22 protein-coding genes and 1 pseudogene are annotated in these 23,023 nt (G+C 72.2%); 14 read left to right on the top strand and 9 right to left on the bottom strand.

Translation table 11 applies throughout. The annotated features are described in order from the left end of the window. The first annotated feature begins 135 nt into the window (after positions 1 to 135). Entirely contained in the window at positions 136 to 678 is a 543-nt protein-coding gene (locus ADK65_RS34125; protein WP_053675079.1) for a hypothetical protein, read from the top strand. Between the two features lie 33 nt (positions 679 to 711). Here ADK65_RS34125 and ADK65_RS34120 read toward each other — a convergent pair whose 3' ends face one another. Beyond that, entirely contained in the window at positions 712 to 1,671 is a 960-nt protein-coding gene (locus tag ADK65_RS34120) for an AAA family ATPase (protein WP_053675077.1), read from the bottom strand. A 125-nt stretch (positions 1,672 to 1,796) separates the two neighbouring features. Between ADK65_RS34120 and ADK65_RS34115 the strand changes: the two genes are divergently transcribed. After that, positions 1,797 to 3,308 carry an ABC transporter substrate-binding protein gene (locus ADK65_RS34115; RefSeq protein WP_053675075.1) on the top strand — a complete coding sequence of 504 codons (1,512 nt, stop codon included), beginning with the start codon at positions 1,797 to 1,799 and terminating at the stop codon, positions 3,306 to 3,308. 9 nt (positions 3,309 to 3,317) lie between these two features. On the opposite strand, the gene ADK65_RS34110 is transcribed toward ADK65_RS34115, so the two are convergent. Then, positions 3,318 to 3,719, bottom strand: coding sequence for a Rid family hydrolase (locus ADK65_RS34110; protein WP_053675073.1), 402 nt, complete (start codon positions 3,717 to 3,719; stop codon positions 3,318 to 3,320). A 127-nt stretch (positions 3,720 to 3,846) separates the two neighbouring features. On the opposite strand from ADK65_RS34110, the gene ADK65_RS34105 reads away from it, so the two are divergent. Further along, positions 3,847 to 4,227 carry a winged helix-turn-helix transcriptional regulator gene (locus ADK65_RS34105; RefSeq protein WP_053675070.1) on the top strand — a complete coding sequence of 127 codons (381 nt, stop codon included), beginning with the start codon at positions 3,847 to 3,849 and terminating at the stop codon, positions 4,225 to 4,227. Positions 4,228 to 4,247: 20 nt separating this feature from the next. Here ADK65_RS34105 and ADK65_RS34100 read toward each other — a convergent pair whose 3' ends face one another. Beyond that, complete coding sequence (locus tag ADK65_RS34100) at positions 4,248 to 5,009, bottom strand: CDP-alcohol phosphatidyltransferase family protein (protein WP_053675069.1); 762 nt, start codon at positions 5,007 to 5,009, stop codon at positions 4,248 to 4,250. A 108-nt stretch (positions 5,010 to 5,117) separates the two neighbouring features. Between ADK65_RS34100 and ADK65_RS34095 the strand changes: the two genes are divergently transcribed. From ADK65_RS34095 to ADK65_RS39525, 5 genes and pseudogenes are all read left to right on the top strand, one after another. After that, positions 5,118 to 6,110: a zinc-dependent alcohol dehydrogenase gene (locus ADK65_RS34095; RefSeq protein WP_053675067.1), complete on the top strand. Its 993-nt coding sequence runs from the start codon at positions 5,118 to 5,120 to the stop codon at positions 6,108 to 6,110. Between the two features lie 158 nt (positions 6,111 to 6,268). Next, on the top strand, positions 6,269 to 6,667 hold the full coding sequence (locus tag ADK65_RS34090) for a 6-pyruvoyl trahydropterin synthase family protein (protein ID WP_053675065.1): 399 nt from the start codon (positions 6,269 to 6,271) through the stop codon (positions 6,665 to 6,667). Then, the gene (locus ADK65_RS34085; RefSeq protein WP_420709133.1) at positions 6,664 to 7,869 is read left to right on the top strand and encodes a glycosyltransferase family 4 protein; all 1,206 of its coding nucleotides are present in this window, start codon (positions 6,664 to 6,666) and stop codon (positions 7,867 to 7,869) included. The genes ADK65_RS34090 and ADK65_RS34085 overlap by 4 nt, the downstream gene beginning before the upstream one ends. Continuing rightward, positions 7,866 to 8,993 (top strand): class I SAM-dependent methyltransferase, encoded by a 1,128-nt coding sequence (locus tag ADK65_RS34080; protein ID WP_053675063.1) that lies wholly within the window; start codon positions 7,866 to 7,868, stop codon positions 8,991 to 8,993. The genes ADK65_RS34085 and ADK65_RS34080 overlap by 4 nt, the downstream gene beginning before the upstream one ends. Then, positions 8,990 to 10,039, top strand: a pseudogene (locus ADK65_RS39525) (lysylphosphatidylglycerol synthase transmembrane domain-containing protein); the annotation flags it as partial. The gene ADK65_RS34080 and the pseudogene ADK65_RS39525, both read left to right, overlap by 4 nt. A 143-nt stretch (positions 10,040 to 10,182) precedes the next feature. Here ADK65_RS39525 and ADK65_RS37710 read toward each other — a convergent pair. Next, positions 10,183 to 10,911 (bottom strand): creatininase family protein, encoded by a 729-nt coding sequence (locus ADK65_RS37710; RefSeq protein ID WP_078956281.1) that lies wholly within the window; start codon positions 10,909 to 10,911, stop codon positions 10,183 to 10,185. 41 nt (positions 10,912 to 10,952) lie between these two features. Here ADK65_RS37710 and ribA point away from each other — a divergent pair, with 41 nt between their 5' ends. The 3 genes from ribA to ADK65_RS34060 all read left to right on the top strand — a co-directional run bounded on the left by ribA (position 10,953) and on the right by ADK65_RS34060 (position 13,965). After that, positions 10,953 to 11,612, top strand: coding sequence for a GTP cyclohydrolase II (gene ribA / locus ADK65_RS34070; protein ID WP_053675061.1), 660 nt, complete (start codon positions 10,953 to 10,955; stop codon positions 11,610 to 11,612). A 144-nt stretch (positions 11,613 to 11,756) separates the two neighbouring features. Then, entirely contained in the window at positions 11,757 to 12,818 is a 1,062-nt protein-coding gene (locus ADK65_RS34065; RefSeq protein ID WP_053675059.1) for a saccharopine dehydrogenase, read from the top strand. Then, complete coding sequence (locus ADK65_RS34060; protein WP_053675057.1) at positions 12,808 to 13,965, top strand: saccharopine dehydrogenase family protein; 1,158 nt, start codon at positions 12,808 to 12,810, stop codon at positions 13,963 to 13,965. The genes ADK65_RS34065 and ADK65_RS34060 overlap by 11 nt, the downstream gene beginning before the upstream one ends. On the opposite strand, the gene ADK65_RS34055 is transcribed toward ADK65_RS34060, so the two are convergent. Next, positions 13,943 to 15,202 carry a serine hydrolase domain-containing protein gene (locus ADK65_RS34055; RefSeq protein WP_053675055.1) on the bottom strand — a complete coding sequence of 420 codons (1,260 nt, stop codon included), beginning with the start codon at positions 15,200 to 15,202 and terminating at the stop codon, positions 13,943 to 13,945. The genes ADK65_RS34060 and ADK65_RS34055 overlap by 23 nt on opposite strands. A 221-nt stretch (positions 15,203 to 15,423) precedes the next feature. Here ADK65_RS34055 and ADK65_RS34050 point away from each other — a divergent pair, with 221 nt between their 5' ends. After that, complete coding sequence (locus tag ADK65_RS34050) at positions 15,424 to 15,834, top strand: VOC family protein (RefSeq protein ID WP_053675053.1); 411 nt, start codon at positions 15,424 to 15,426, stop codon at positions 15,832 to 15,834. 64 nt (positions 15,835 to 15,898) lie between these two features. On the opposite strand, the gene ADK65_RS34045 is transcribed toward ADK65_RS34050, so the two are convergent. Next, positions 15,899 to 17,257, bottom strand: a complete 1,359-nt coding sequence (locus ADK65_RS34045; RefSeq protein ID WP_053675051.1) for an MFS transporter — start codon at positions 17,255 to 17,257, stop codon at positions 15,899 to 15,901. 161 nt (positions 17,258 to 17,418) lie between these two features. After that, positions 17,419 to 18,084 carry a TetR/AcrR family transcriptional regulator gene (locus ADK65_RS34040; RefSeq protein ID WP_053675049.1) on the bottom strand — a complete coding sequence of 222 codons (666 nt, stop codon included), beginning with the start codon at positions 18,082 to 18,084 and terminating at the stop codon, positions 17,419 to 17,421. A gap of 142 nt (positions 18,085 to 18,226) precedes the next feature. Here ADK65_RS34040 and ADK65_RS34035 point away from each other — a divergent pair, with 142 nt between their 5' ends. Together ADK65_RS34035 and ADK65_RS34030 are read left to right on the top strand one after the other, a co-directional pair. After that, complete coding sequence (locus tag ADK65_RS34035) at positions 18,227 to 19,102, top strand: shikimate dehydrogenase (RefSeq protein ID WP_053675047.1); 876 nt, start codon at positions 18,227 to 18,229, stop codon at positions 19,100 to 19,102. A gap of 14 nt (positions 19,103 to 19,116) precedes the next feature. Then, the gene (locus tag ADK65_RS34030; protein ID WP_053675045.1) at positions 19,117 to 20,922 is read left to right on the top strand and encodes a bifunctional sugar phosphate isomerase/epimerase/4-hydroxyphenylpyruvate dioxygenase family protein; all 1,806 of its coding nucleotides are present in this window, start codon (positions 19,117 to 19,119) and stop codon (positions 20,920 to 20,922) included. Here ADK65_RS34030 and ADK65_RS34025 read toward each other — a convergent pair. Both ADK65_RS34025 and ADK65_RS34020 read right to left on the bottom strand, forming a co-directional pair. After that, complete coding sequence (locus ADK65_RS34025; protein WP_053675043.1) at positions 20,909 to 22,375, bottom strand: hypothetical protein; 1,467 nt, start codon at positions 22,373 to 22,375, stop codon at positions 20,909 to 20,911. The genes ADK65_RS34030 and ADK65_RS34025 overlap by 14 nt on opposite strands. A gap of 58 nt (positions 22,376 to 22,433) precedes the next feature. Next, positions 22,434 to 23,021: a histidine phosphatase family protein gene (locus tag ADK65_RS34020; protein WP_053675041.1), complete on the bottom strand. Its 588-nt coding sequence runs from the start codon at positions 23,019 to 23,021 to the stop codon at positions 22,434 to 22,436. Between the last annotated feature and the right edge of the window lie 2 nt (positions 23,022 to 23,023).

Here is a 23,023-nt window from a genome sequence, read left to right as displayed (position 1 = left end):
GGAAGTTCCCGGGGCGGCACTTTTCACGCGATCGGATGGTGGCTCGGGGAGCGGGCACCTGCCCGGCGTGCGGGCCGTTCGAGCTGGTGACGGGATTTGTTGTCCATTCTCAGCACGGCAACGGGAGCACACACCATGGGCCTGCACTTCCACCGCAACGCCGACGGCACGACGACCGGGCGCAACGAGGCCAACGGCTTCACCGTGACGCATGCCGACGAAGAAGAGGTGAAACGGCAGTTGTACGAGGACGCCGGGTGGGCGTACACGCCTCCTCCGCCACCGGTTCCGCCCGGGTTCCATCGGTTCTCCTTGGTGCACGACGAGTTCCGGGCCTCCGGGTTCGAGGACGAGAGGTACGCGCGACTGCGGGCCCGCCCGCCGGAGGGGTGCGTGCCGGTCGACTGGGGGTGCTTCGCCCTGGAATGCGAACGGCCCGGGAAGACGCTCCTGGACGCGGTCGCCGGTACCGTCGCGGAGGTCCGCCGGGAGCACGGCCTGGTGATGAACAGCCTGGGTGTCGAGAAACCTCAGGAATGGTTCGACGCGGACAGCAAGAACGGGTACGCCGCCACGATCGTCGCGCACTTGGTACTGATGGCGGCCGACCGCGCCCGACTGCTCGGATACGGGCGCAAGGACGTGGTCCGGCTACTCGACGCCACGGGGATCGAGTAGCCCGAAGGGGGGGTGTGATCGATGTGGCATGCCTCAGGCCGGCGCGGTCGGCCCCGGCACATAGTCCGGGTCGACCTGAGCCGCCAGGTCCTGGCCCGTACGGGCGTCCGCCCAGGCGTGGACGTTGCGCAGGTGGAACTCGACCGCGTGGCGGTGGATCCGGTCCCAGTCGCGGACCTCGGCGTCGACCGCCTCGCGCAGGACCGTGAGGGCGTGGCGGTTGTGCGGCTCCAGCGACGCCAGTGCGTCCGGGCCGGACCCGGCCCGGCCCTGTTCCGCCGCCCGGATCCAGGGGGAGTGCACCAGGTGGGTCAGCAGATCGTCGCCCACCTGCTCCTTGAGGAAGAGCAGGTCGTCCTCGCCGGTGACCTTGTTGCCGACGACGGCGATGCGGATACCGAACCGTTCAGCGTGGTCGCGGTACTGGCGGTACACGGAGACGCCCTTGCGGGTGGGTTCCGCCACCAGGAAGGTGATGTCGAAACGGGCGAACAGGCCCGAGGCGAAGGCGTCCGCGCCGGCCGTCATGTCGACCACGACGTACTCACCGGGGCCGTCCAGCAGATGCCCGAGGTACAACTCGACCGCGCCCAGCTTGGAGTGGTAGCAGGCCACGCCCAGGTCGGACTCGTCGAACTCGCCCGTCACCATGAGGGGCACGCCTCCGGCCCGGCCGACGTGCCGCGTGTGCAGTTCGTCGTCGCCGAGCGGGCGCAGCAGGCGGGATCCGCGGCCCGGCGGGGTCGTCTTGATCATCGCCTCGGGGGAGGGGATGCGGGGGTTGTCGCCCCGTAGGTAGTCCTTGATCTCGGCCATGTGCGCGCCCAGGGGCGGGGCGGACTTCTCCTCGCCACCCAGCGCCTCGGCCAGGTGCTGGTTGATGTCGCCGTCGACGGCGAGGACCTGGGCGCCGGAGCGCGCCAGGTGGCGGGAGAAGAGCGCCGACAGCGTGGTCTTGCCGCTGCCGCCCTTGCCGACGAACGCGATCCTCACGACAGTCCCACCTTGTTGAAAATGGATGTCATGTGGCTAGGTTTAGAGAGTGATCGCCGCCACTGTCAAATCGCTTGAGCCGATCGGGGGTCCGCCTTGCTGCGTAGGATGTGCAAGTGCGTGCAATGAGCATCAAAGGTTTTCTCCGGTTCCTCTTTCCCGTCCTCCTCCTCCCGGCGCTGACCGGCTGCTTCGTGTCTCCCGAGGGCGCGTCGTCGCCGGGCGGCGTGACGTCGGGCTCGCGGTTGCGGGTCGCCCTTGCCTTCCCGCCCGCCGAGAATCTCTCGCCCTACGGAGCCGACGCCACGCTGCTCAGCCGGCTCGGCGTCACCGAGGGAGTGACCGCCCTGGACGCCAACGGTGCCGCTGCCCCCGCGCTCGCCCGGTCCTGGCGCCGGGAGAGCGACCGCACTTGGAGTTTCACCCTCCGCGAGGCAACCTTCCAGGACGGCACGGACGTGACCCCCGCCGCCGTCGCCTCCGCCCTGACCCATGCCAAGAAGGCCCAGCCCGCACCCGCCGCCCTCGCGGGGGTCACCCTCGACGCGCAGGCCGACGGCGCCCACGGCATCCGCGTCACCACCGCCACGCCGGACCCCGTCCTGCCCCTGCGCCTGTCCAGTCCGAGCCTGGCCATCCTCTCCCCGCACGCATACAAGAAGAAGGCGCGCGGGAAGACGGACGCCGCCACCCCCGTCGGCACTGCCACCGGGCCCTTCGAGATCGCCAAGGTCAGCGGCGGCTCCGCCACCCTCGACCGCTACGACGACTACTGGGGCGGCCTCGCCCACGCCTCGGGCATCGACGCGCGTTTCATCAAGGACGGCACCGCCCGTGCCAACGCCGTGCGAACCGGCGAAGTCGACATCGCCGAGGCGATACCCGTGGCCCAGGCCGCCACACTCGACGAGGCCACCCTCGAGGAAGCCGGCACCACCCGGACCACCAGCCTGCAACTCAACACGGGGACCGGACCCTTCAAGAACCCGCGGCTGCGCGCCGCGGCCCGCAGGGCGATCGACTCCTCCGCTCTCGTGAAGGGCGTCTTCGAGGGATACGCCGACCCGGGCGCCGGCATCTTCGGACCAGCCGTCACCTGGGCCGAGAGCAAGCGGGTGAAAACGGCCGGGCGCGTGAAGGCCGCCCACCCCGACGGGGCGTCGATCACCCTGGCCACCTACGACAACCGGCCCGAACTCCCCGAGGTCGCACAGGTCGTGCAACAGCAGCTGCAGAAGGCGGGCTTCACTGTGAAGCTGGAGGTGCGCGAATACTCACGGCTGGAGAGCGACGCGCTCGCCGGGAAGTTCGACGCGTTCATCGGCGCCCGCAACAGCCTCCTGGACACCGGCGACCCCGTCGGCGTCCTCGGCAGCGACTACACCTGCCACGGCGGCTACAACCTGGCCCGGCTGTGCGACAAGCAGGTCGACCGGGCCGTCACCGAGGCCATCGAGACCGACGGCACCGAGCAGCGGCAGGATGCCGCCATGGCCGCCGAGGCCGCGATCCTCGGCACGGACGCGGTCGTCCCGCTGGCCCACCAGCAGATCATCGCCGGCGTCTCCACCAAGGTCCGGGGCGTGCTGCTCGACCCCTACGAGCGGACCCTCGTGGGCGCCGGAACGCGTCGCTGAGCGGACGGTTCAGGCGGGCAGCCTCGTGTCGATCACGCAGCTGATCTCGACGAGCTGCCCGGGGAAGGTCAGTTCGGTGACGCCGAGGGCCGTGCTGACCGGGCGGTGGGCGCCGAAGTACGCCCGGTTGCCCTTCGCGACCACCTCGGCGTTCCGCACGAGGTCCACCGCGTACAGCGTCTGGGAGACAACCTGATTGCGGGTGGCACCGTAGTGGGCCAGGACTTTGTCGAGGTTGACGTAGGTCCGGTCGAGCTGGGCGGCGAGGTCGTCCTCCGGGTGGAAGGCGCCCGCCTCGTCGAACGAGAGCTGCCCGGAGACATGGACCAGGTCACCGGACCTGATCGCCTGGGCGTAACCGAAGTGGCTCTCGGCCGGTATGCCGTGGTCGTAGACGTCGAGCGTGGTCATGGTGTGCGTCCTTCCGTCGGGCACGGACCGCGGGTAACGAGCCCGTGCTCTCTTGCGGTTACTCGGAAACCGTAGGAGAGTGACCGCCGACCTGGAAGAACGCACTTTTCGGTGACTGGGGAACCAGATGGTGACCAAGCAGATGAGAGACCTGCCCGACAACGCGGATTTGCGGCGGGCGGACTCCCTGGCCCGGGAGATCTTCTCCGACGTGGCCAACAAGTGGGCGCTGCTGATCATCGAGGCGCTCGGGGAACGCACCCTCCGCTTCAGCGAGTTGCGTGACGAGGTCGAGGGCGTCAGCCACAAGATGCTCACGCAGAACCTGCGGATGCTGGAGCGCAACGGCCTGGTCGACCGAAAGGTGCACCCCACCGTGCCGCCCAAGGTCGAGTACACGCTCACCGAGCCGGGTCGCGCGCTGCGCGCCACGGTCGACGCGATCTGCGGCTGGACCCACCGGTACCTCGGGCACATCGAGGAGGCCCGAGGGCGCTTCGGCACCTGACCGATGGCGCCGGCCGGGCGTCAGCCCGCGACCAGTTCCGGCACCTGACGGGCGGCCGCCGGCTCCTCGGTCCGCGAGGTCCGGTACAGCCACAGCACATCCCGTCCGAACGACCAGACCAGCAGGCCCAGTGCCAGGGCCGCGACGCCGAAGTTGGCCGCGTAGGGGAGGAGATCGGCGCCCGCCAGCAGCAGGAGCACGCCCTGGAGCGCGGCGACGGTCTTGCGTGCGGTGCTCGGCGGGAGCGCTGCGGTCAGCCAGGGCCACACCTTCGCCGCGGCGACGAAGACGTAGCGCATGCCGCCGATCAGCAGAACCCACGGTCCCAGCTGCATCGACACGTACACGCTGAGCACCAGGATGAGGAAGGCGTCGACCTCCATGTCGAAGCGCGCGCCCAGCGGGGTCGAGGTGCCGGTGCGGCGGGCGACCTTGCCGTCGACGCCGTCGAGGATCAGAGCCACCGCCGTCAGACCGACGAGCAGCGACACCGGCGGTGAGCTCTGGAACGAGTCGGCGACCAGCGCCGTGACCCCGCCGACGAGAGTGGCCCGGCCGAGGGTGACCCGGTTGGCCGCGCCGAAGGAGCGCAGCCGGGAGCGGTGCAGGGCCCGGGAGAGCACCGCCCAGGTGGCGATCGCGAACGCGAGGCCGCTCAGCCAGCCCGCCGGCCCCATCCCGATCGCCGTGCCGATCAGGGCCAGCAGCAGGATCTGCACGCCCGCCCCCAGGGCGGTCTCCTGCTGTACGAGCCTCGCGTCGTAAGTGTTGTTCAGGGCCACCGAACACCCTCCGGCCGTGTGACAGAGTCGATCAACGCCGCTACGTTGTGCGCGGCCTGTGCACCCCTCGGTACGCAAGCAGCTTCCCGATCGTTCAGGAGGACTTCGATGAAGCACACCGGACGCGCGTTCTGGACCGACTCGCCTGGGCGAGGCGCGATCCGGGACGTCGCCCTGCCGGCGCCCGGCGAAGGGGAGGTGCTGGTCCGCACGCTGTTCTCCGGCGTGAGCCGCGGCACCGAGACGCTCGTCTTCCGCGGCGGCGTGCCCGTCAGCCAGCACAAGGCCATGCGCGCGCCGTTCCAGGAGGGCGACTTCCCCGGCCCGGTGAAGTACGGCTACCTCAACGTCGGCGTGGTGGAGGAGGGGCCCGAGGAGCTCACCGGTCGCACGGTGTTCTGCCTCTACCCGCACCAGACGCGCTACGTCGTCCCGGCCGCCGCGGTCACCCCGGTGCCGGACACCGTGCCCGCCGAACGGGCCGTGCTCGCCGGGACCGTGGAGACCGCCGTCAACGCCCTGTGGGACGCCGCGCCGCTCATCGGCGACCGGATCGCCGTGGTCGGTGGCGGCATGGTCGGCTGCTCGGTGGCCGCCCTCCTCGCCCGGTTCCCCGGGGTCCGCGTCCAGCTGGTCGACGCCGACCCGTCGCGCGCGAAGACCGCCGAGGCGCTCGGTGTCGGCTTCGCCGCCCCCGAGGACGCCGACGGGGACCTCGACCTGGTCGTGCACGCCAGTGCCACGCAAGCGGGCCTCACCAGGTCCCTGGAGCTGCTCGCCGCCGAGGGAACCGTGCTCGAGCTCAGCTGGTACGGGGACCGGCAGGTGAGCCTCCCGCTCGGTGAGGCCTTCCACTCCCGCCGGCTCGTCATCCGCAGCAGCCAGGTCGGCACCGTCTCCCCGGCCCGCCCGAACCGCAGCTACGCCGACCGGCTGGCCGTCGCCCTCGACCTGCTCGCCGACCCGGCCCTCGATGCCCTGATCACCGGCGAGTCCCTCTTCGAGGAGCTGCCCGACGTGCTGCCCCGGCTGGTCTCCGGCGAGGTTCCGGCACTGTGCCACCGCGTCCGCTACGACGAGAGCGATGGACACATCGGCTGACGATTCGTTCCATCCGGTACGAGTTGCCCACGGCACGCGTGCCTGACCTGAGAAAAGACGTACGACAGGCTGAACAAGGGAAGGCAAAGGGCCGTACTACTCGGCATCCCCGGCACCGAGAGCGGGGAACAGACGCGCCGCACCTGGAGGGTCGTCCGTTGTTCAGCATCACCGTCCGCGATCACATCATGATCGCCCACAGCTTCCGTGGCGACGTCTTCGGACCCGCGCAGCGCCTGCACGGGGCCACGTTCCTCGTGGACGCCACGTTCCGGCGCGAGCAGCTGGACGAGGACAACATCGTCGTGGACATCGGGCTCGCCACCCAGGAGCTCGGCGCCGTCGTCAGCGAGCTGAACTACCGCAACCTCGACAACGAGCCCGACTTCGCCGGAGTCAACACCTCCACTGAGTTCCTCGCCAAGGTCGTCGCCGACCGGCTGGCCGAGCGCATCCACAAGGGGGCGCTGGGAGAGGGCGCCAAGGGCATCGCGGGCCTGACCGTCACCCTGCACGAGTCGCACATCGCCTGGGCGAGTTACGAGCGTGCGCTGTGACCGACACGACCGTCGAACGGCCCGAGCACATGGGTCCGGCACCGGCACGGCTGAATTATGTTCCCGTGCAGCACGCCTCCCTGAAGAACGCCGAGATCATCCCCATGTCCCTGCGCACCGTGCACTTCGTACTGCCGGGCGGCATCGACGACCCGACGGCCCCCAGCGGCGGCAACGCCTACGACCGGCGGGTGTGCCTGGACCTGCCCGGCTTCGGCTGGCAGGTGACCAAGCACGCCGTGGCCGGTGACTGGCCCCGGCCGGGAGCCGACGCCCGTACGGAACTGGCCCGCGCCCTGGCCGCGTTGCCCGACGGATCCGTCGTACTCCTCGACGGGCTGGTGGCCTGCGGCGTGCCGGAGATCGTGGTCCCCGAGGCGGAACGCCTGCGCATGGCGGTCCTCGTCCACCTCCCGCTCGGCGACGAGACGGGCCTGGACGCCACGGTCGCCGCCGAACTGGACGCCAAGGAGCGGACGGTGCTGCGGGCGGTGCCGGCGGTGATCGCCACCAGCGACTGGGCGGTCCGCCGCCTGGTCGCCCACCACGGCCTTCCGCCGGAGCGGGTGCACGTCGCCGCCCCGGGCGCGGACATCGCACCGCTCGCGCCCGGCACCGACGGGGTGTCGCGCCTGCTGTGTGTGGCAGCCGTGACCCCGCGCAAGGGCCAGCACCGGCTGGTGGAGGCGCTGGCCGCGGTGAGCGACCTGCCGTGGAGCTGCGTGTGCGTCGGCTCCCTGACCCAGGACCCGGAGTACGTCGACCACCTGCGGACCCTCATCAGAAAGCACGGCATCGAGGACCGGCTGGAGCTGGCGGGTCCGAAGCTGGGCCCGGCGCTCGACGCGAGTTACGCCACGGCCGACCTGATGGTCCTCACCTCCTACGCCGAGACGTACGGCATGGCGGTGACCGAGGCGCTGGCCCGGGGCATCCCGGTGCTGGCCACGGACGTCGGCGGGCTGCCGGAGGCGGTCGGCCGCGCTCCCGACGGCGGAGTGCCGGGCATCCTCGTCCCGCCGGAGAACCCCGCCGCCATCGCCGCCGAACTGCGGGGCTGGTTCGGCGAGGCGGACGTACGACGCCGCCTGAAGGCCGCCGCGCGCAGCCGCCGTGCCGCCCTCGACGGCTGGGCGACGACCGCACAGAGCCTGGCGGCGGTACTGCGCCGGCTCCCGACCGAACCCCGGAGGGCCGCATGACGAACCCGGCGACGACGACCCAGCAGAGCGGGGCGATCCCGGCACAACCCGGGCCGAGGGAGATCACGGGCGTGACGGGCGGCGTACGCGCGGGCGGCAAGCCCGGCCCTGGGCAGGCGGCCACGACGGGCGTCGCGGACGCGGCTCCCGCCGGGAACACGGGAACCCCGGGCCTGGGCTCCAGCGTGGAGTTCGTCCCGGGGTACGCCCCGGACGCCGTCATCCCCGGCGCCGGCCCCAGTGGCAGGCCCGGCTCGCGGCCCACCGTCAAACTGCGTGAGGCCGACCCGGACGACCCGCCCCGGTACGCGCCCGAGTGGCTGGAGCTGCGTGAGCCGGCCGATGCCGCCGCACGGGCGCACGACCTGCTCGACCCGCTGCGGATACGGCTCGCCAACCTGCCGGGCAAGTCGGGCGTCGTCATCCACGACCTGGGCTGCGGCACCGGCTCGATGGGCCGCTGGCTCGCACCCCGCCTGGACGGCGCCCAGCACTGGATCCTGCACGACCGCGACCCCTACCTGCTGCACTTCGCCGCCGTCTCCTCCCCGCGCTCGGCCGCCGACGGCAGCCGGGTCACCGTGGAGACGCGCCGGGGTGACGTCGCCCGTCTCACCCCGGACGCCCTGCAGGGCGCGTCCCTGGTGACGGCGTCGGCGCTGCTGGACGTCCTCACGCGCGAGGAGATCGACACGCTCGTCGCGGCGTGTGCCGGAGCCGGCTGCCCCGCCCTGCTGACGCTGTCCGTCGCCGGGCGCGTGGAACTGACCCCGTCCCACCCGCTGGACGCGGAGATCGCCCAGGCGTTCAACGACCACCAGCGTCGCGACGGCCTGCTCGGACCCGACGCGGTCACCGTGGCGGCCGAGGCGTTCTCCGAGCACGGGGCGACCGTGCGGCTGCACCCGAGCGCCTGGCGGCTCGGTCCCGAGCAGGCCCGGCTCACCGAGCAGTGGCTGCGCGGCTGGGTCGGCGCCGCCGTCGAGGAGCGCCCCGAACTGCGGGCCGAGGCCGACGTCTACCTGACCAACAGGCTGGCGGCCTGCGCGGCGGGCGAGCTGCGCGTCACCGTCCACCACGTCGACCTCCTCGCCCTGTCCCGCCCGGTGGGCGGAGCGTCATGAGCCCGCAGGCGACGGGAACGCGCCCGCCCACCACGCTCACCGAGCGCACCCGGCCGCAGGCGACCACCGGCGGCACCCGTGTGCCGGCGCCCTCCGGCCCGGTGGACGCGGCCCTGCCGTGTCCGGCCGTGGGCGACAGCAGCGAGCCCGCCGCCTCGGCCCCGTCCGGCCCCACGCGGACGGCCGAAGCCCCGGCGAACCGTGTCCGTACGGCCCTGGCCCGTCTCGGCTCCCCCAAGGTCCGCACGCACCTGGGCACGTTCGCCGGAATCGCCATCCTCGGCGTGCTGTTCTGGCGCCTCGGTACCGGCGTCTTCCTGGACGGGCTGCGACGGATCGACGGGATGTCGCTGCTGCTCGCGCTCGGCATCGGGCTCGTCACCACCGTGTGCAGCGCGTGGCGGTGGGCGATCGTGGCCCGGGGGCTCAGGATCCGGCTGCCGTTCGGGCCTGCCGTCGCCGACTACTACCGGGCCCTGTTCCTGAACGCGGCCCTGCCCGGCGGTGTCCTCGGCGACGTGCACCGGGCCGTGCGGCACGGGCAGAGCGAGGGCAACCTGCGGCGGGGCGTGAAGGCCGTCGTCCTCGAACGGACCGCCGGGCAGCTCGCGTTGTTCGCCGCCGGGGCCGTCGTCCTGCTGACCATGCCGTCCCCGGTGCTGACCCAGGCCCGGAACATCGCCCCGCTCGCGGCCCTGACCGCCCTGGGTGCGCTCGCCGTCGTTCTCGCCCTGCGCATGAACCGCGCGGCACCCTCGCCCCGCGGCCGTAAGCTGCGCGCGTTCCTCGCCGAGGCCCGCGAGGGGCTGCTGTCGCGACGGAACGGGCCCGGAGTGGTTGTCTCCTCAGTGGTCGTGCTGGCAGGTTACGTCGCGATGTTCGTCCTCGCCGCCCGGGTCGCCGGGACCGCCGCCTCCGTGGCCGTCCTGCTGCCCCTCGCCGTCCTCGCCCTGCTGGCGATGGGCCTGCCGCTGAACGTCGGCGGCTGGGGACCCAGGGAGGGCGTCACCGCCTGGGCGTTCGGGGCCGCGGGCCTGGGCGCGGGCCGGGGGCTCGCCGTCGCGGTCGTCTACGGCGTCCTCAGCCTCGTGGCGAGCCTGCCCGGCCTGATCGTGCTCGTCGCCCGCTGGTACGCGGGCCTGCGGGCCGGGCCCCGCGCGACCCCCGGGGCCCCGGCGCCCCAGGGGGACTACGCGTCGGAGGTCAGCATCGAGAAATACGCCCCGAAGGAATCCGCCAGGCTCGCCAGCAGTTGCTTCCCCTTTTCCGCCGAACCCAGCGAAGGACGGCCGATGACACCGGAATCGGTATAACCGGCCATGCCGAGGGTGAGCAGATGACGCCGGTCGTCAGCGACGAAATCGGAAGTCTCATAACCGGGTCGGAGCATTTCGGGATGAGCGTGCAGAAGGATGGAGGTCTCGATTTCCCCCGCGTGCATGTCGGTGAGCAGCGAGGTGACCACACCCGCCCGCTCGCGCGCCGCCTCCCAGTCCTCCGCGGCCGGGAAGAGCGCCATCCGCTCGCCGCGGGCGGAGGATTCCTGAACCACGTTGCCCAGCACGTAGTTGCCCCCGTGCCCGTTGACCACCACCAGGGCGTCGACACCGGACCGGCGCAGCGAAGCCGCAATGTCCCGTACCACCGCATGAAGGGTCACCGAGGAGATGCTGACGGTCCCCGGCCAGGCCGCGTGCTCGTGCGAGCACGAGATCGTCACCGGAGGAAGGAGGTGCACCGGATACGCGCCGGCTATCTCCCGCGCGACGGCACAGGCGACGAGTGTGTCGGTAGCCAACGGAAGATACGCGCCGTGCTGTTCGAAGCTCCCCACGGGAAGCACCGCGACCTGCCGTGAGACGCCGGCAGCTCGCGTCCGTACGTCTTCCGTGGTGTCCGCCGGCACCAGATCACTCATATCGTCACGGCCTTTCGTCTCTGCTTAGGAACTCGAGAATCATGACAGACAACATTGGCGTACTCGGCAAGAAGGCACCCCAGCGGACCGGCGTGGAACGCGTCGTGAATGCCCCCTTGCCCACCGTGTACGGGAAATTCCAGGCGATCGGCTACATGGACCACGACCGCGGTGACGAACAGGTCGCGCTGGTCTACGGCGAGATCGGCTCGGACGACGTCCTCATCCGGCTGCACTCGGAGTGCCTCACCGGCGACGCCTTCGGTTCCCAGCACTGCGAGTGCGGCGACCAGCTCGACGCGGCCCTGCGCGCGGTCGTCGCCGAGGGCGCCGGTGTCGTGGTCTACCTCAGAGGGCACGAAGGCCGTGGCATCGGCCTGCTCGGCAAGCTGCGCGCGATGGCCCTGCAGGCGGAGGGCCTGGACACGGTCGAGGCCAATCTCGCCCTCGGCCTGCCCGTGGACGCCCGCGACTACGGTGTCGCCGCACGGATCCTGGAGGACCTGGGTGTGCGGTCCGTGCGCCTGATGTCGAACAACCCGCGCAAGCGCGAGGCGCTGGTGGACCACGGCATCACCGTCGCCGAGCAGGTGCCGCTGCTCATACCGCCGTGCGAGAACAACATCACCTATCTGCGCACCAAGCGGGAGCGCCTGGACCATCACCTGCCCCACCTGGACGCGGTGGTCAGCTCCTCCTGACCGCTACGGCCGGTTCCGGTTCCCTGACGTGACCTGGGCGGATCCGTACGCGACCCGGAGGCGGGCCGCGTACGCTTCGTGGACGTCCGCCCCAGAAGCGTCGGCCCTCGGCGGCCGACGCCTCACGCCGGAGGCCCACCTGGTATGACCGAGCTCCATCTGTGGCTGCGCCACGAGGCCCGCACGACCGAGCGACGCACTCCGATCGTGCCCGACGACGCCCGGCGGCTCGTCGGGCACGGAGTGGAACTGACCGTCGAGGAGTCCCCGCAGCGGGTCTTCCCGATCGAGGAGTACGAGGCGGCCGGCTGCCGGGTCGCGCCCGCGGGTTCCTGGGCCGCGGCGCCGCGGGACGCCGTCGTGCTCGGCCTGAAGGAACTGCCCGGCGATCCGGTCGAACTGACGCACCGGCACATCTTCTTCGGCCACGCCTACAAGGGCCAGCCGGGCGCGGCGGACCTGCTGGGCCGGTTCGCCGCCGGGGGCGGGGCGCTGTTCGACCTGGAGTACCTGGTGGACGACGCCGGGCGGCGCCTCGCGGCCTTCGGTTTCTGGGCCGGCTATCTGGGCGCCGCCCTCGCCGTGCTCCGCCACCGCGGCCGGCTGCACGCACCGCTGACCCCGACCACCAAGGAAGACCTGGACGAGACACTGAAGCCGGACGCGGCCGACGCCGCGTTCACCGGCCTCGTCATCGGCGCTCTCGGCCGCAGCGGCCGAGGAGCCCGCACGGCCTTCGCCACCGCCGGCGCCGACCCGACCTGCTGGGACCTCGCCGAAACCCGCGACCTCGACCGCGCCGCCCTGCTGCGGCACGACGTGATGGTCAACGCGGTGCTCGCCACCACCCCCGTCCCGCCCTTCCTGCGCCCACAGGACCTCGACGCCCCCGACCGCCGCCTGCGCACCCTGTGCGACGTCACCTGCGACGTCGGATCCCCGCTCAACGTCCTGCCGGTGTACGACGACACCACCTCCTGGGAGGATCCGGTACGCCGGTTGCGTGACGATCCCCCGCTCGACCTGATCGCCATCGACAACCTGCCCTCCCTGCTGCCGCTGGAGTCCAGCACCGACTTCTCGGCCGCCCTGGTACCCCACCTGCTCGACTTCGGCGTGTCCGGGGCCTGGGGGCGCTGCCTGGACCGGTTCCGTGCCGCGTCCCGCGCCCACGGCCTCGACAAGGGGGAGTCCCTTGACCACTGAACCGGCACCGGCGAGCGGCACCGTCCACTGGATAGGCGCCGGCCTGTCCACGGGCAGCGGTCTCGCCGCGCTGTGCGGTACCGCCGGGCGGGTACGGCTCTGGCACCGCACCGAGAGCCGCGCCGCCGACGCCCTCGGCAGGCTGGGTCTCGCCGGCCGGGCCGAGCCCCGCGCGTACACGCTGTCCGGGCTCGCCGCCGAACTCGCCCCGGGCGACGTCGTCGTGTCGATGCTGCCGGCGACGGAGCACGCTCCGCTCCTCGCCGAGTGCGTACGGCAGGGCGTGCACTTCGCGTGCTCCAGCTATGTCTCGGAGGCGGTGCTGGAACAGGTGCCCGCCGCCCGGAAGGCCGGCCTCGTCGTCCTCACCGAGGCCGGACTGGACCCGGGCATCGACCACCTGTTCGCCCACGCCCTGGTGGCCCGGGCCCGGGAGGCGATCGGCGACGGGACGCCGGCGTCTTACACCTTCACGTCGTACTGCGGCGGTGTCCCCGCCGTCCCGAACGACTTCACGTACCGTTTCAGCTGGGCTCCCGCGGGTGTCCTGAACGCCCTGCGCTCCCCGGCCCGTTACCTCGAGGGTGGTGTGGAGGCCGTCGCGGAGCGGCCCTGGGAGGCGACCCGGCGGCATGTCGTCGACGGGGAGACCTTCGAGGTCTACCCCAACCGCGACAGCGTCCCCTTCGTCGCGCAGTACGGGCTGCCGGACGCCTGGACGCCGCACACGTTCGTCCGCGGCACCCTGCGGCTGGAGGGCTGGCTGCGCGCCTGGGACGGCGTCTTCGAGGAGCTGAGGACCGGCGACGACGCCCGGATCGCCGCGCTGGCCCGGGAGTTGGCAGCCGCGTATCCCACCGGGGACGACGACCGTGACCGGGTGGTCCTGGCCGTGTCGCTGGACGTGCGCGCCGAGTCGGGGCGCACGTGGCAGGGCGGTTACCTCCTCGACCTGGTGGGCGACGCAGAGGAGAGCGCGATGGCCCGCTGTGTCTCACGGACCCTCGCCCTCGGTGTCCGTCACGTCCTGAACGGCTCCCTGCCGCCCGGCCTGAACCGCGCCGCGGGGACGGCTGCCCGGTCCGAGCAGTGGCTGCGTGAACTCGCTCAGGAGAAAGTGGAGTTCACTCTGCGCGTGAACCGGTAGCGGACCTTCGGTCCGTCAGGGCCTCATGGATGAGCCGCTTGAGGTCCTTGAAGACCGTGTGGGAGGTCCGGGGCCGCACCTGTGTCATGAACTGCACCGTCAGGTCGCGGCCCGGATCGACCCAGAACGTCGTCGTGGCCACCCCGCTCCAGCCGAAGGCGCCGAGCCCGGACGGGACGAGGGTGCGGGACGGGTCGATCACCACGGAGCAGTTGAGGCCGAAGCCGAGCCCCTCGTTGCCGGGCTCGTCGTGGGCGGGGCGGCTGCCGAAGGCCCGCAGGTCGGCGCCGCCGGGCAGGTGGTTGCGGGTCATCAGCTCCACGGTCCCCGGTTCGAGCAGCCGCACCCCGTCCAGTTCGCCCCGGCGGCGCAGCAGTTCCATGAAGCGGTGGTAGTCGTGGGCCGAGCACACCATGCCGCCGCTGCCCGACAGGAACCGCGGCCGGCCGCGCAGCGGCAGCCCCGGGATCGGCTCGATGCCGCCGCCCTCCTTCTCCCCGTACATCTCCGCCAGCCGGGGCGCCTGTGCGTCCGTGACGTGGAAGCCCGCGTCCGTCATGCCGAGCGGTCCGAAGACGCGCTCGGCGCAGAACACGTCGAGCGGCTGCCCGGACACGACCTCGATGATCCGGCCCAGGACGTTGCTGGCCACCGAGTAGTTCCACTCGGTGCCCGGCTCGAACTGCAGCGGCAGACTCGCGTACACCTCGATGGTCTCGGCCAGGTCCGCACCCGGCGCCACCGACGACTCCAGGCCGGCCTCGCGGTACAGGGCATCGACAGGGTGGGTGTGGTAGAAGCCGAAGGTCAGACCCGAGGTGTGGGTCATCAGATGCCGGACGAGGATCGGTCCGTCGGCCGGGCGGGTCTCGACGTCCGCCCCTTTGCCGCCGACGTAGACCCGCGGCTCGGCGAAGGCGGGCAGATGGTCGGCGACCGGGTCGTCCAGCGAGAGCCGGCCCTCCTCGACCAGCAGCAGCGCGGCGACCGCGGTGACCGGCTTCGTCATGGAGTACACCCGCCACAGCGTGTCGGGCTCGACCGGCAGCCCGGCCGCGATGTCGCGCAGGCCGTGGGCCGTGAGGTGGGCGACGCGTCCGGCCCGGGCGACGGACACGAGGAATCCCGGCAGACGCCCCTCGTCGACCAGCCGGGCGAAGGTCCGGTCCAGGCGGTCCAGCACTTGCGGATCCAGCCCCGCCTCACCCGGATCGACCTCTTGTCGCAGCTGTGCCATGGCTCGTCTCCCGTCGCGCTGTCGAGGTGAGATCCGGCATACCCCGCCCGGACCGCCTCAGACCCCATGGTGGTGCAGGAACGGTTCGTGACCGCGGGGGGAACACGCGAGCGGGGGCCTTAGGGCCCCGGACGCAGGACCGATGGCCGATGGTCCGGCGGCGGCCGGGTTCGTAGGCTCGGGGCATCGCCGAGGCCAGGACGCCAGGAGAAGAGGTCGCCATGCCCGTGAACGGTCGCAGCCACATCCGTATCGCCCGTCCCTCCAGGGACCTCGCGGCGGCCGAGCGGTTCTGGGGCACAGGGCTGGGTCTCGGTGTGCTGTGGCGGGCGGAGGGCGGCCACGCACCCGGCGAGCACGACCTGCTGATGCTCGGCTGGCCCGACGCCGACTGGCACCTGGAACTCGTCCACGAGCCCGCCCGCCCGGTCGAGCCCCGCCCCACGGAGGAGGACCTGCTGGTGGTCTACGTGGACGGCCCCGTCCCGGACGACCTCGTCGCCCGCCTGGAGCAGCACGGCGGAAAAAGGGTCGAGTCACCCAACCCCTACTGGAACGAGTGGGGAGTCACGATCCAGGATCCGGACGGCTACCGCCTGGTCCTGTGCCGCAGGGCATGGTCCAACGGCTGAACAGGCGGCCCCTGAGCGGCGCGGGGAACTGCGCGACCAGCCCCCCACACACCCGCCCGATCCCTCAGGCCGCCACCTTGTCCCGCTGCACATCCCCGAGTCCGGGACGTTCCCCCAGCGACTCCGTAGGAAGCCGGTGGGTCTCCCGCGCCGACAGCGCGGCGATCACCGGCGGCACGCACAACGCCGCGGTGAACAGCCCCACCGCCGACCAGTCGTCGCCCCCGGGCCCGGCGATCCGCGCCGCGAACGTCACCGCGAACCCGGCCGCCGCGAAACCGATCTGGGTGCCGATGGCCACCCCGGACAGCCGGACACGGGTCGCGAACATCTCGCCGTAGAAGGCGGGCCACACGCCGTTCGCGGCGCTGTAGACCACGCCGAAGCAGAGGACGCCCGTCAGGAGAGTGAGCGGGTAGGAGCCGGTGGAGACAGCCCACAGGTAAAGGAACATCGTCACCGCGCTGCCGGCCGCGCCGATCAGGAACACCGGGCGGCGCCCGATCCGGTCGGACAGCGTCGCCCACAGCGGGATCGCGGCGAGCGCGACGACGTTGGCCAGGGCGCTCACCCACAGCATGGCCGTACGCGACATGCCGACCGCGTCGCTCGTGGCGTACGCCAGCGCCCACACCGTGAAGATCGTGCTGACCGAGGCGATCAGCGCGCCCGCGATCACCCGCAGCACATCCGCCCAGTGCTCGCGCGCCAGCACGGCGAGGGGCAGCTTCACGACTCCCTCCCGCGCTGCCTGCCGGGCGAAGGCCGGCGTCTCGTCCAGCTTGCGGCGGATGACGTAGCCGACGACGGCGACCGCGACGCTCAGCCAGAACGGCAGTCGCCAGCCCCACGACAGCAGCTGGTCCTCGGGCAGCGCCGCGACGGGAATGAAGACCAGCGTGGCCAGCAGCTGGCCGCCCTGCGTGCCGCTGAGGGTGAAGCTGGTGAAGAAGCCGCGCCGGCCCGGCGGCGCGTGCTCCAGCGTCATGGAGTTGGCGCTGGCCTGCTCACCCGCCGCGGAGATGCCCTGCAGCACGCGGCACAGCACCAGCAGGGCCGGGGCGAGCGCGCCGACCTGGTCGCGGGTCGGCAGACAGCCGATGAGGAACGTCGACAGGCCCATCAGCATCAGCGTGAAGACCATGATCTTCTTACGGCCGACCCGGTCGCCGAAGTGCCCGAGCACCAGCGCGCCCAGCGGGCGGGCCGCGTACGCGACACCGAACGTGGCGAGCGACAGCAGGGTCGCCGTGGCCGGGTCGGACTCGTCGAAGAACACCTCGGGGAAGATCAGCGCGGCGGCGCTGCCGTAGATGAAGAAGTCGTAGTACTCCAGGGCGCTGCCGATCCAGGCGGCGGTCGCGGCTTTCCTGGGCTGACCGGGCGGGGCGGCGGGCCCTTCGGGCACGGCGGGGACGGACACGGCGGCTCCTTGAGGGACTCCGCCACAGGCGGAGTGAGAAGAACGGCGAGAAGTGGGGCGTGCCGGATCGCGGCTAATTAACCCACTGGGTAGTTAGTAGGCGATGGCCAGTGATGCTGCGCTCGCGTGCCGCCGGTGTCAAGGGGTCGCGCGCCGCGCGTTCAGGGGGCCGTGCGCTCCGCCGTCAGGTACGCGATCACCATGTCGCCCAGCATCGCGCGGTAGTGCGCACGCTGCGCCCCGTCGAGCAGGTCGCGGCCGAACAGGGCGCCGAAGGTGTGCCGGTTGGCGACCCGGAAGAAGCAGAAGGAGGAGATCATCGCGTGCAGGTCGACGGCGTCGACGTCGGCCGTGAACAGGCCCGACTCCTGGCCCGACGCCAGGATCCGGCGGATCACGTCCAGAGCCGGGGAGCCGATCCTCCCGAGCATCTCGGAGCCGGCGATGTGCTGCGCCTCGTGGATGTTCTCGATGCTGACCAGGCGGATGAAGTCGGGGTGCCGCTCGTGGTGGTCGAAGGTCAGCTCGGCCAGGCGCCGGATGGCCGCGACCGGGTCCAGATGGTCGACGTCCAGCCGCTGCTCGGCCTCCCGGATCACGCCGTACGCGCGTTCCAGCACCGCTGTGAAGAGTTGCTCCTTGCCTCCGAAGTAGTAGTAGATCATCCGCTTCGTGGTGCGGGTGCGGGCGGCGATCTCGTCGACCCGGGCCCCGTCGTAGCCGGCCCGGGCGAACTCCTGCGTGGCGACGTCGAGGATCTCGGCCCGGGTGCGTACGGCGTCACGGATGCGCTCGCCGGGTCGTGCCGGTTCTTCGACGCTGGTCATCAGGTTCCTTCAGGCTCGGGGGCCGGTGCCGGTGATTCTAGAAGCAGGGGCCCGTTCGCCCGTCGGGTCTTCCCGAGTCCGTGCTCGACTGATATAGCTAACGTACTGGTTCGTACATTAGTGAGCCGCTCGGGAGGCGCGCGTGCCCAAGGAGTCGTATCTCGTCGGACTGATCGGTTCCGGCATCGGCCCGTCACTCAGCCCGGCGCTGCACGAGCGGGAGGCCGACCGCCAGGGCCTGCGCCTGGTGTACCGCCTGATCGACATCGACACCCTCGGGGTGCCGCCCGCGGGGGTCGGTGACCTGCTGCGGGCCGCCCGCGACCTGGGCTTCGACGGGCTCAACATCACGCACCCCTGCAAGCAGCTCGTCATCGAGCACCTGGACGCGCTCGCCCCGCAGGCCGAGGCGCTGGGCGCGGTCAACACCGTCGTCTTCGAGGACGGCCGGGCCGTCGGCCACAACACGGACGTCACCGGCTTCGCCGCGTCCTTCGCGCGCGGGCTGCCCGACGCGCCGCTGGAGCGGGTCGTGCAGCTGGGCGCCGGAGGCGCGGGAGTGGCCGTCGCCCAAGCCACGCTCACCCTCGGCGCCGGGCGGGTCACCGTCGTCGACGCCGTGCCCGAGCGGGCCGCGGCCCTCGCCGCAGCCCTGAACCGGACCTTCGGCCAGGGCCGGGCGGCCGCTGCCACGCCGGACCGGCAGGCCGAGCTGCTCGCCCGGGCCGACGGCATCGTGCACGCCACCCCCACCGGCATGGCCGCCCACCCCGGCCTGCCCCTGCCCGCCGAGCTGCTCCACCCCGGCCTGTGGGTGGCCGAGGTGGTCTACCGTCCGCTGGAGACCGAACTGCTGCGCACCGCACGAGCCCTGGGCTGCGCCACACTCGACGGTGGTGGCATGGCCGCTTTCCAGGCCGCAGACGCGTTCCGCCTGTTCACCGGCCGGGAACCCGGCGCCGCGCGGATGCTGGCGGACCTGACCGAACTGGCCGGGGCCGTCGGAGCTCCGAACTAGAGAGAGGTACCGACGTGCGTACGTCCATCGCCACCGTCTCCCTCAGCGGCTCCCTCACCGGGAAACTCGACGCCGCCGCCCGGGCCGGCTTCGACGGGGTGGAGATCTTCGAGAACGACCTGCTGGCCTGCCCCCTCACCCCCGAGGACATCCGCGCCCGCTGCGCCGACCTCGGGCTGAGCATCGACCTCTACCAGCCGATGCGCGACATCGAGGCCGTCCCCGAGGCGGAGTTCGCCCGGAACCTGCGGCGGGCCCGGCACAAGTTCGAGCTGATGCGCCGGCTCGGCGCCGACACGGTCCTCGTCTGCTCCAGCGTCTCCCCGCAGGCGGTGGACGACGACGCCCTCGCCGCGGAGCAGCTGAGCCGGCTCGCCGACCTGGCGGCGGAGTCCGGCATCCGGGTCGCCTACGAGGCGCTCGCCTGGGGGCGGCACGTCAGTACGTACGACCACGCCTGGCGCATCGTCGAGACGGCCGGTCACCCCGCGCTCGGCACCTGCCTGGACAGCTTCCACATCCTCTCGCGCGGCTCGGACCCCAAGGGCATCGCGGACATCCCCGGCGAGAAGATCTTCTTCCTCCAGCTCGCCGACGCCCCGCTGCTCGCCATGGACGTCCTGCAGTGGAGCCGCCACTACCGCTGTTTCCCCGGCCAGGGCGGCTTCGACGTGGCGGGGCTGGTGCGGCAGGTGCTGGCCACCGGCTACGACGGCCCGCTCTCCCTGGAGGTCTTCAACGACGTCTTCCGCCAGGCCGAGGCCGGACCGACCGCCGTCGACGCCCGGCGCTCCCTGCTGGTCCTCCAGGAGACGGTGGGCAGGGCACCCCTGCCCGACCCCGTCGTTCCCACCGGCGTCGCCTTCGCCGAGCTGGTCACACCCGACGCCGAACCCCTCGCCGCCCTGCTCGGCGCCCTGGGCTTCACCCGCACAGCCCGCCATCGCGGCAAGCCCGTCGCCTTGTGGGAGCAGGGCGAGGCCCGGATCTTGGTCAACACCGGCACCGCCGTCCGCCGCGACGGCACCCGGCTCGCCGCGATCGGGCTGGAGTCACCGGACCCTGCCGGAGCCGCTGGGCGCGCCGAGGCCCTGCTCGCGCCCGTACTGCCGCGACGCCGCGCGCCGCAGGACGCCCCGCTGGACGCGGTGGCCGCCCCCGACGGCACGGAACTGTTCTTCTGTGCCACCGGCCGCCCCGAACTGCCCGACTGGCGGGCCGACTTCGAGAACACCGGCCTGTCCCCGGCACCGGTCGGCATCCGGGGCATCGACCACCTCGCCCTCACTCAGCCCTGGCACCACTTCGACGAGGCGGCCCTCTTCCACCGGGGCGTGCTCGGCCTGCACGCCCAGGAGAGCGTGGACGTCGCCGACCCCTACGGGCTGATGCGCAGCCGTGCCGTCACCAATTCCGACGGCAGCGTGCGGATCGCCCTCACCGTCGGCGCCGCGCCCACCGACGACACCGTCCACGCCCAGCACATCGCCCTGGCCACCGACGACGTGGTCGCCGCGGCCCGCCGGTTCCGGGAGGCGGGCGGCAGCCTGCTACCGGTGCCCGCGAACTACTTCGACGACCTCGCCGCCCGCTTCGAGTTCGCCGACGGTGAGCTGGAGACCTACCGTGAGCTCGGCATCCTCTACGACCGCGACGCCCACGGCGTCTTCCGCCACTGCTACACCCGCACCGTCGGACGCGTCTTCTTCGAACTGGTCCAGCGTGACGGTGCCGGCGGCGGCTACCGGGGCTACGGCGCCGCCAACGCCCCGGTGCGGCTCGCCGCGCAGCACACGGCGCGGGCCCTCACTGGCGGCTGACGGTCCGGGTGATGCCGGTGACGACGGTGGTGGCGAGGATCCAGCCCATGAGCACGAGGGAGTAGGAGAGCCACTGGTAGCCGCCGGTGGGGGCGAAGGCGGCCTCCTGCCCGAAGGAGATGACCGGAAGCAGCAGGTCGAGGGTGTAGAAGACCGGGTTGAACGGCGGTGCCTCGCCCGGCTTCAGCGGCGCCGGATGGTGCAGCGCGTAGACGAGTGAGCCCGCCGTCAGCAACGACACCAGCCAGCCCGCGGCCCGCAGGGGGCGGAAGCCGTAGCCGACGGTGGCGTCCTGCACATGACCCCACAGCCTGCCGTACCAGGGCAGGGTGGCGCGCCTGCGGCGCTGTTTGGCGAGCTGGACGAGGCGGGCGGCGGGGTCGTCGCCGATCCTGCGGTAGGCGGCGGTCAACTGCTCGTAGGCGTGCGGGACGTACCCCTCGCCGTCCCGTTCCAGCATCGTCAGCCGTCGCTCGGCCGGCTCGTGCGGGGTGAGGGAGGTGTAGACGAGGCTGTTGAGCAGGACCTCGTCGGGAACCACCTCCGGCTCCAGGAACAGCACGTCCATCTGGGCGCGGCGGAGGTTGAGGGTGCCCTCCACCCGAGACCCCCCACGCAGCCAGAGTTCGCCGACGGTGCAGCTGCTGGCCCGCAGCGCCGCGTCCCCCGGATTGGCCAGGCGTGCGTGCGACAGGTCGAGACGGCCCGCTATGCGGGCGCCACGCAGGCCGATCCAGCCCAGCACGTCCGCCTCGCGCATCCTGACGTCGCCCTCCACCGTGAGGGTCTCCGCGTCGAGGGCGACCGCGCCGGCACCGGCTTTCAGGCGCGCCCCGTTGAGGTCGATCGTGCCGGCCACGGTCGCGCCCGACAGCCGTATCTCGCCGTGCGTGCGCAGCCTCGGCGCCGACAGACCGTCCCCGATGGTCACATGGTTGAGCTGGAGTGCCGGCTGACCGGCCGGCGGTTCGCCGATGTCGGCCCCGTCCAGGAACAGCGCGCCCGAGATCTGCGCACCGCCGAGCCGCACGGGCCCGCCGAACCGGCAGTCCGACATGCGCAGCACACCGTCCACGCGCAGGGTGGCGGCGTCCAGGCCGGGCAGGACCGAGCCGCGCAGGTTCAGCTGGCGCGGCCGCGCCGCGTACAGCACGGGTACGTCCTCGAAGAAGCAGTCGCTGAGACGCACGGCGTGGTCGATGCCGGCGTACTGGAGGTTCAGCACCCCGGTGATCCGCGCGCCGGCCAGCCGGAGGGCGGCGGTCTCCCCCTCCTCCTGCGGCGCGCTCAGCAGCAGTGCCCGCACCACGGCCGCCCGTACGGTCCGTTCGGGTCCCCAGTCCGCGCCCTGGGCCGGGTCCTCGTCCGCCGACTCCCGGAAGTCCACGTCCTGCCCCCGCGGGAAGGCGCGCCACACCCGCTCCTCGGCGGGCGTCATGTCGTCGATCTCCATCAGCCGGGACTCTGACGTGCCCGGCCGGAGGTGTCAACTCACCTCCGGCCGGGGCTCGTTACGCCCGGGTGTTCCACTCCGCGATCACCGGCCGGCCGTGCTCGGCCGACAGCCGGCACACCGTCCCGGTCTCCAGCCGGAACAGCCGTCCCTCCGCCGGGGACAGGCCCAGCCGGCGGGCCGTCAGTACACGGAGGAAGTGGCCGTGCGCCACCAGCATCACGTCCCCGTCGGGCAGTGACTTCTCCGCCCGGGCCAGCACCCGGTCGGCCCGTTCACCGACCTCCTCGGGGGACTCGCCAGGCTCGCCGTCGGGGCCGGGCGGGCCCCCGTCGGTCCACAGGTCCCAGTCGGGGCGGGTGCGGTGGATCTCCTCGGTGGTGACGCCCTCGTAGGCGCCGTAGTGCCACTCGTGCAGGTCCGCGTCCCGCACGGTCCCGGTCAGGCCCGCGAGCTCGGCGGTGCGCACCGCGCGGCCGAGCGGGCTGGTGAGGACCAGCGCGAAGGAGCGGTCCGCGAGGAGCGGGGCGAGCGAGGCGGCCTGCTCCTCACCGTGCGGGGTGAGGGGCAGGTCGGTGAAGCTGGTGTGCTGTCCGCTCCGGCTCCACTCCGTCTCGCCGTGGCGGACCAGCAGCAGATCACCCACGT

The organism is Streptomyces sp. NRRL B-1140, from assembly GCF_001280065.1.
Classification (GTDB): Bacteria; Actinomycetota; Actinomycetes; order Streptomycetales; family Streptomycetaceae; genus Streptomyces.
Note: the sequence above shows the minus strand (reverse complement) of the source record. Positions and strands in the feature narration are given on the sequence as shown.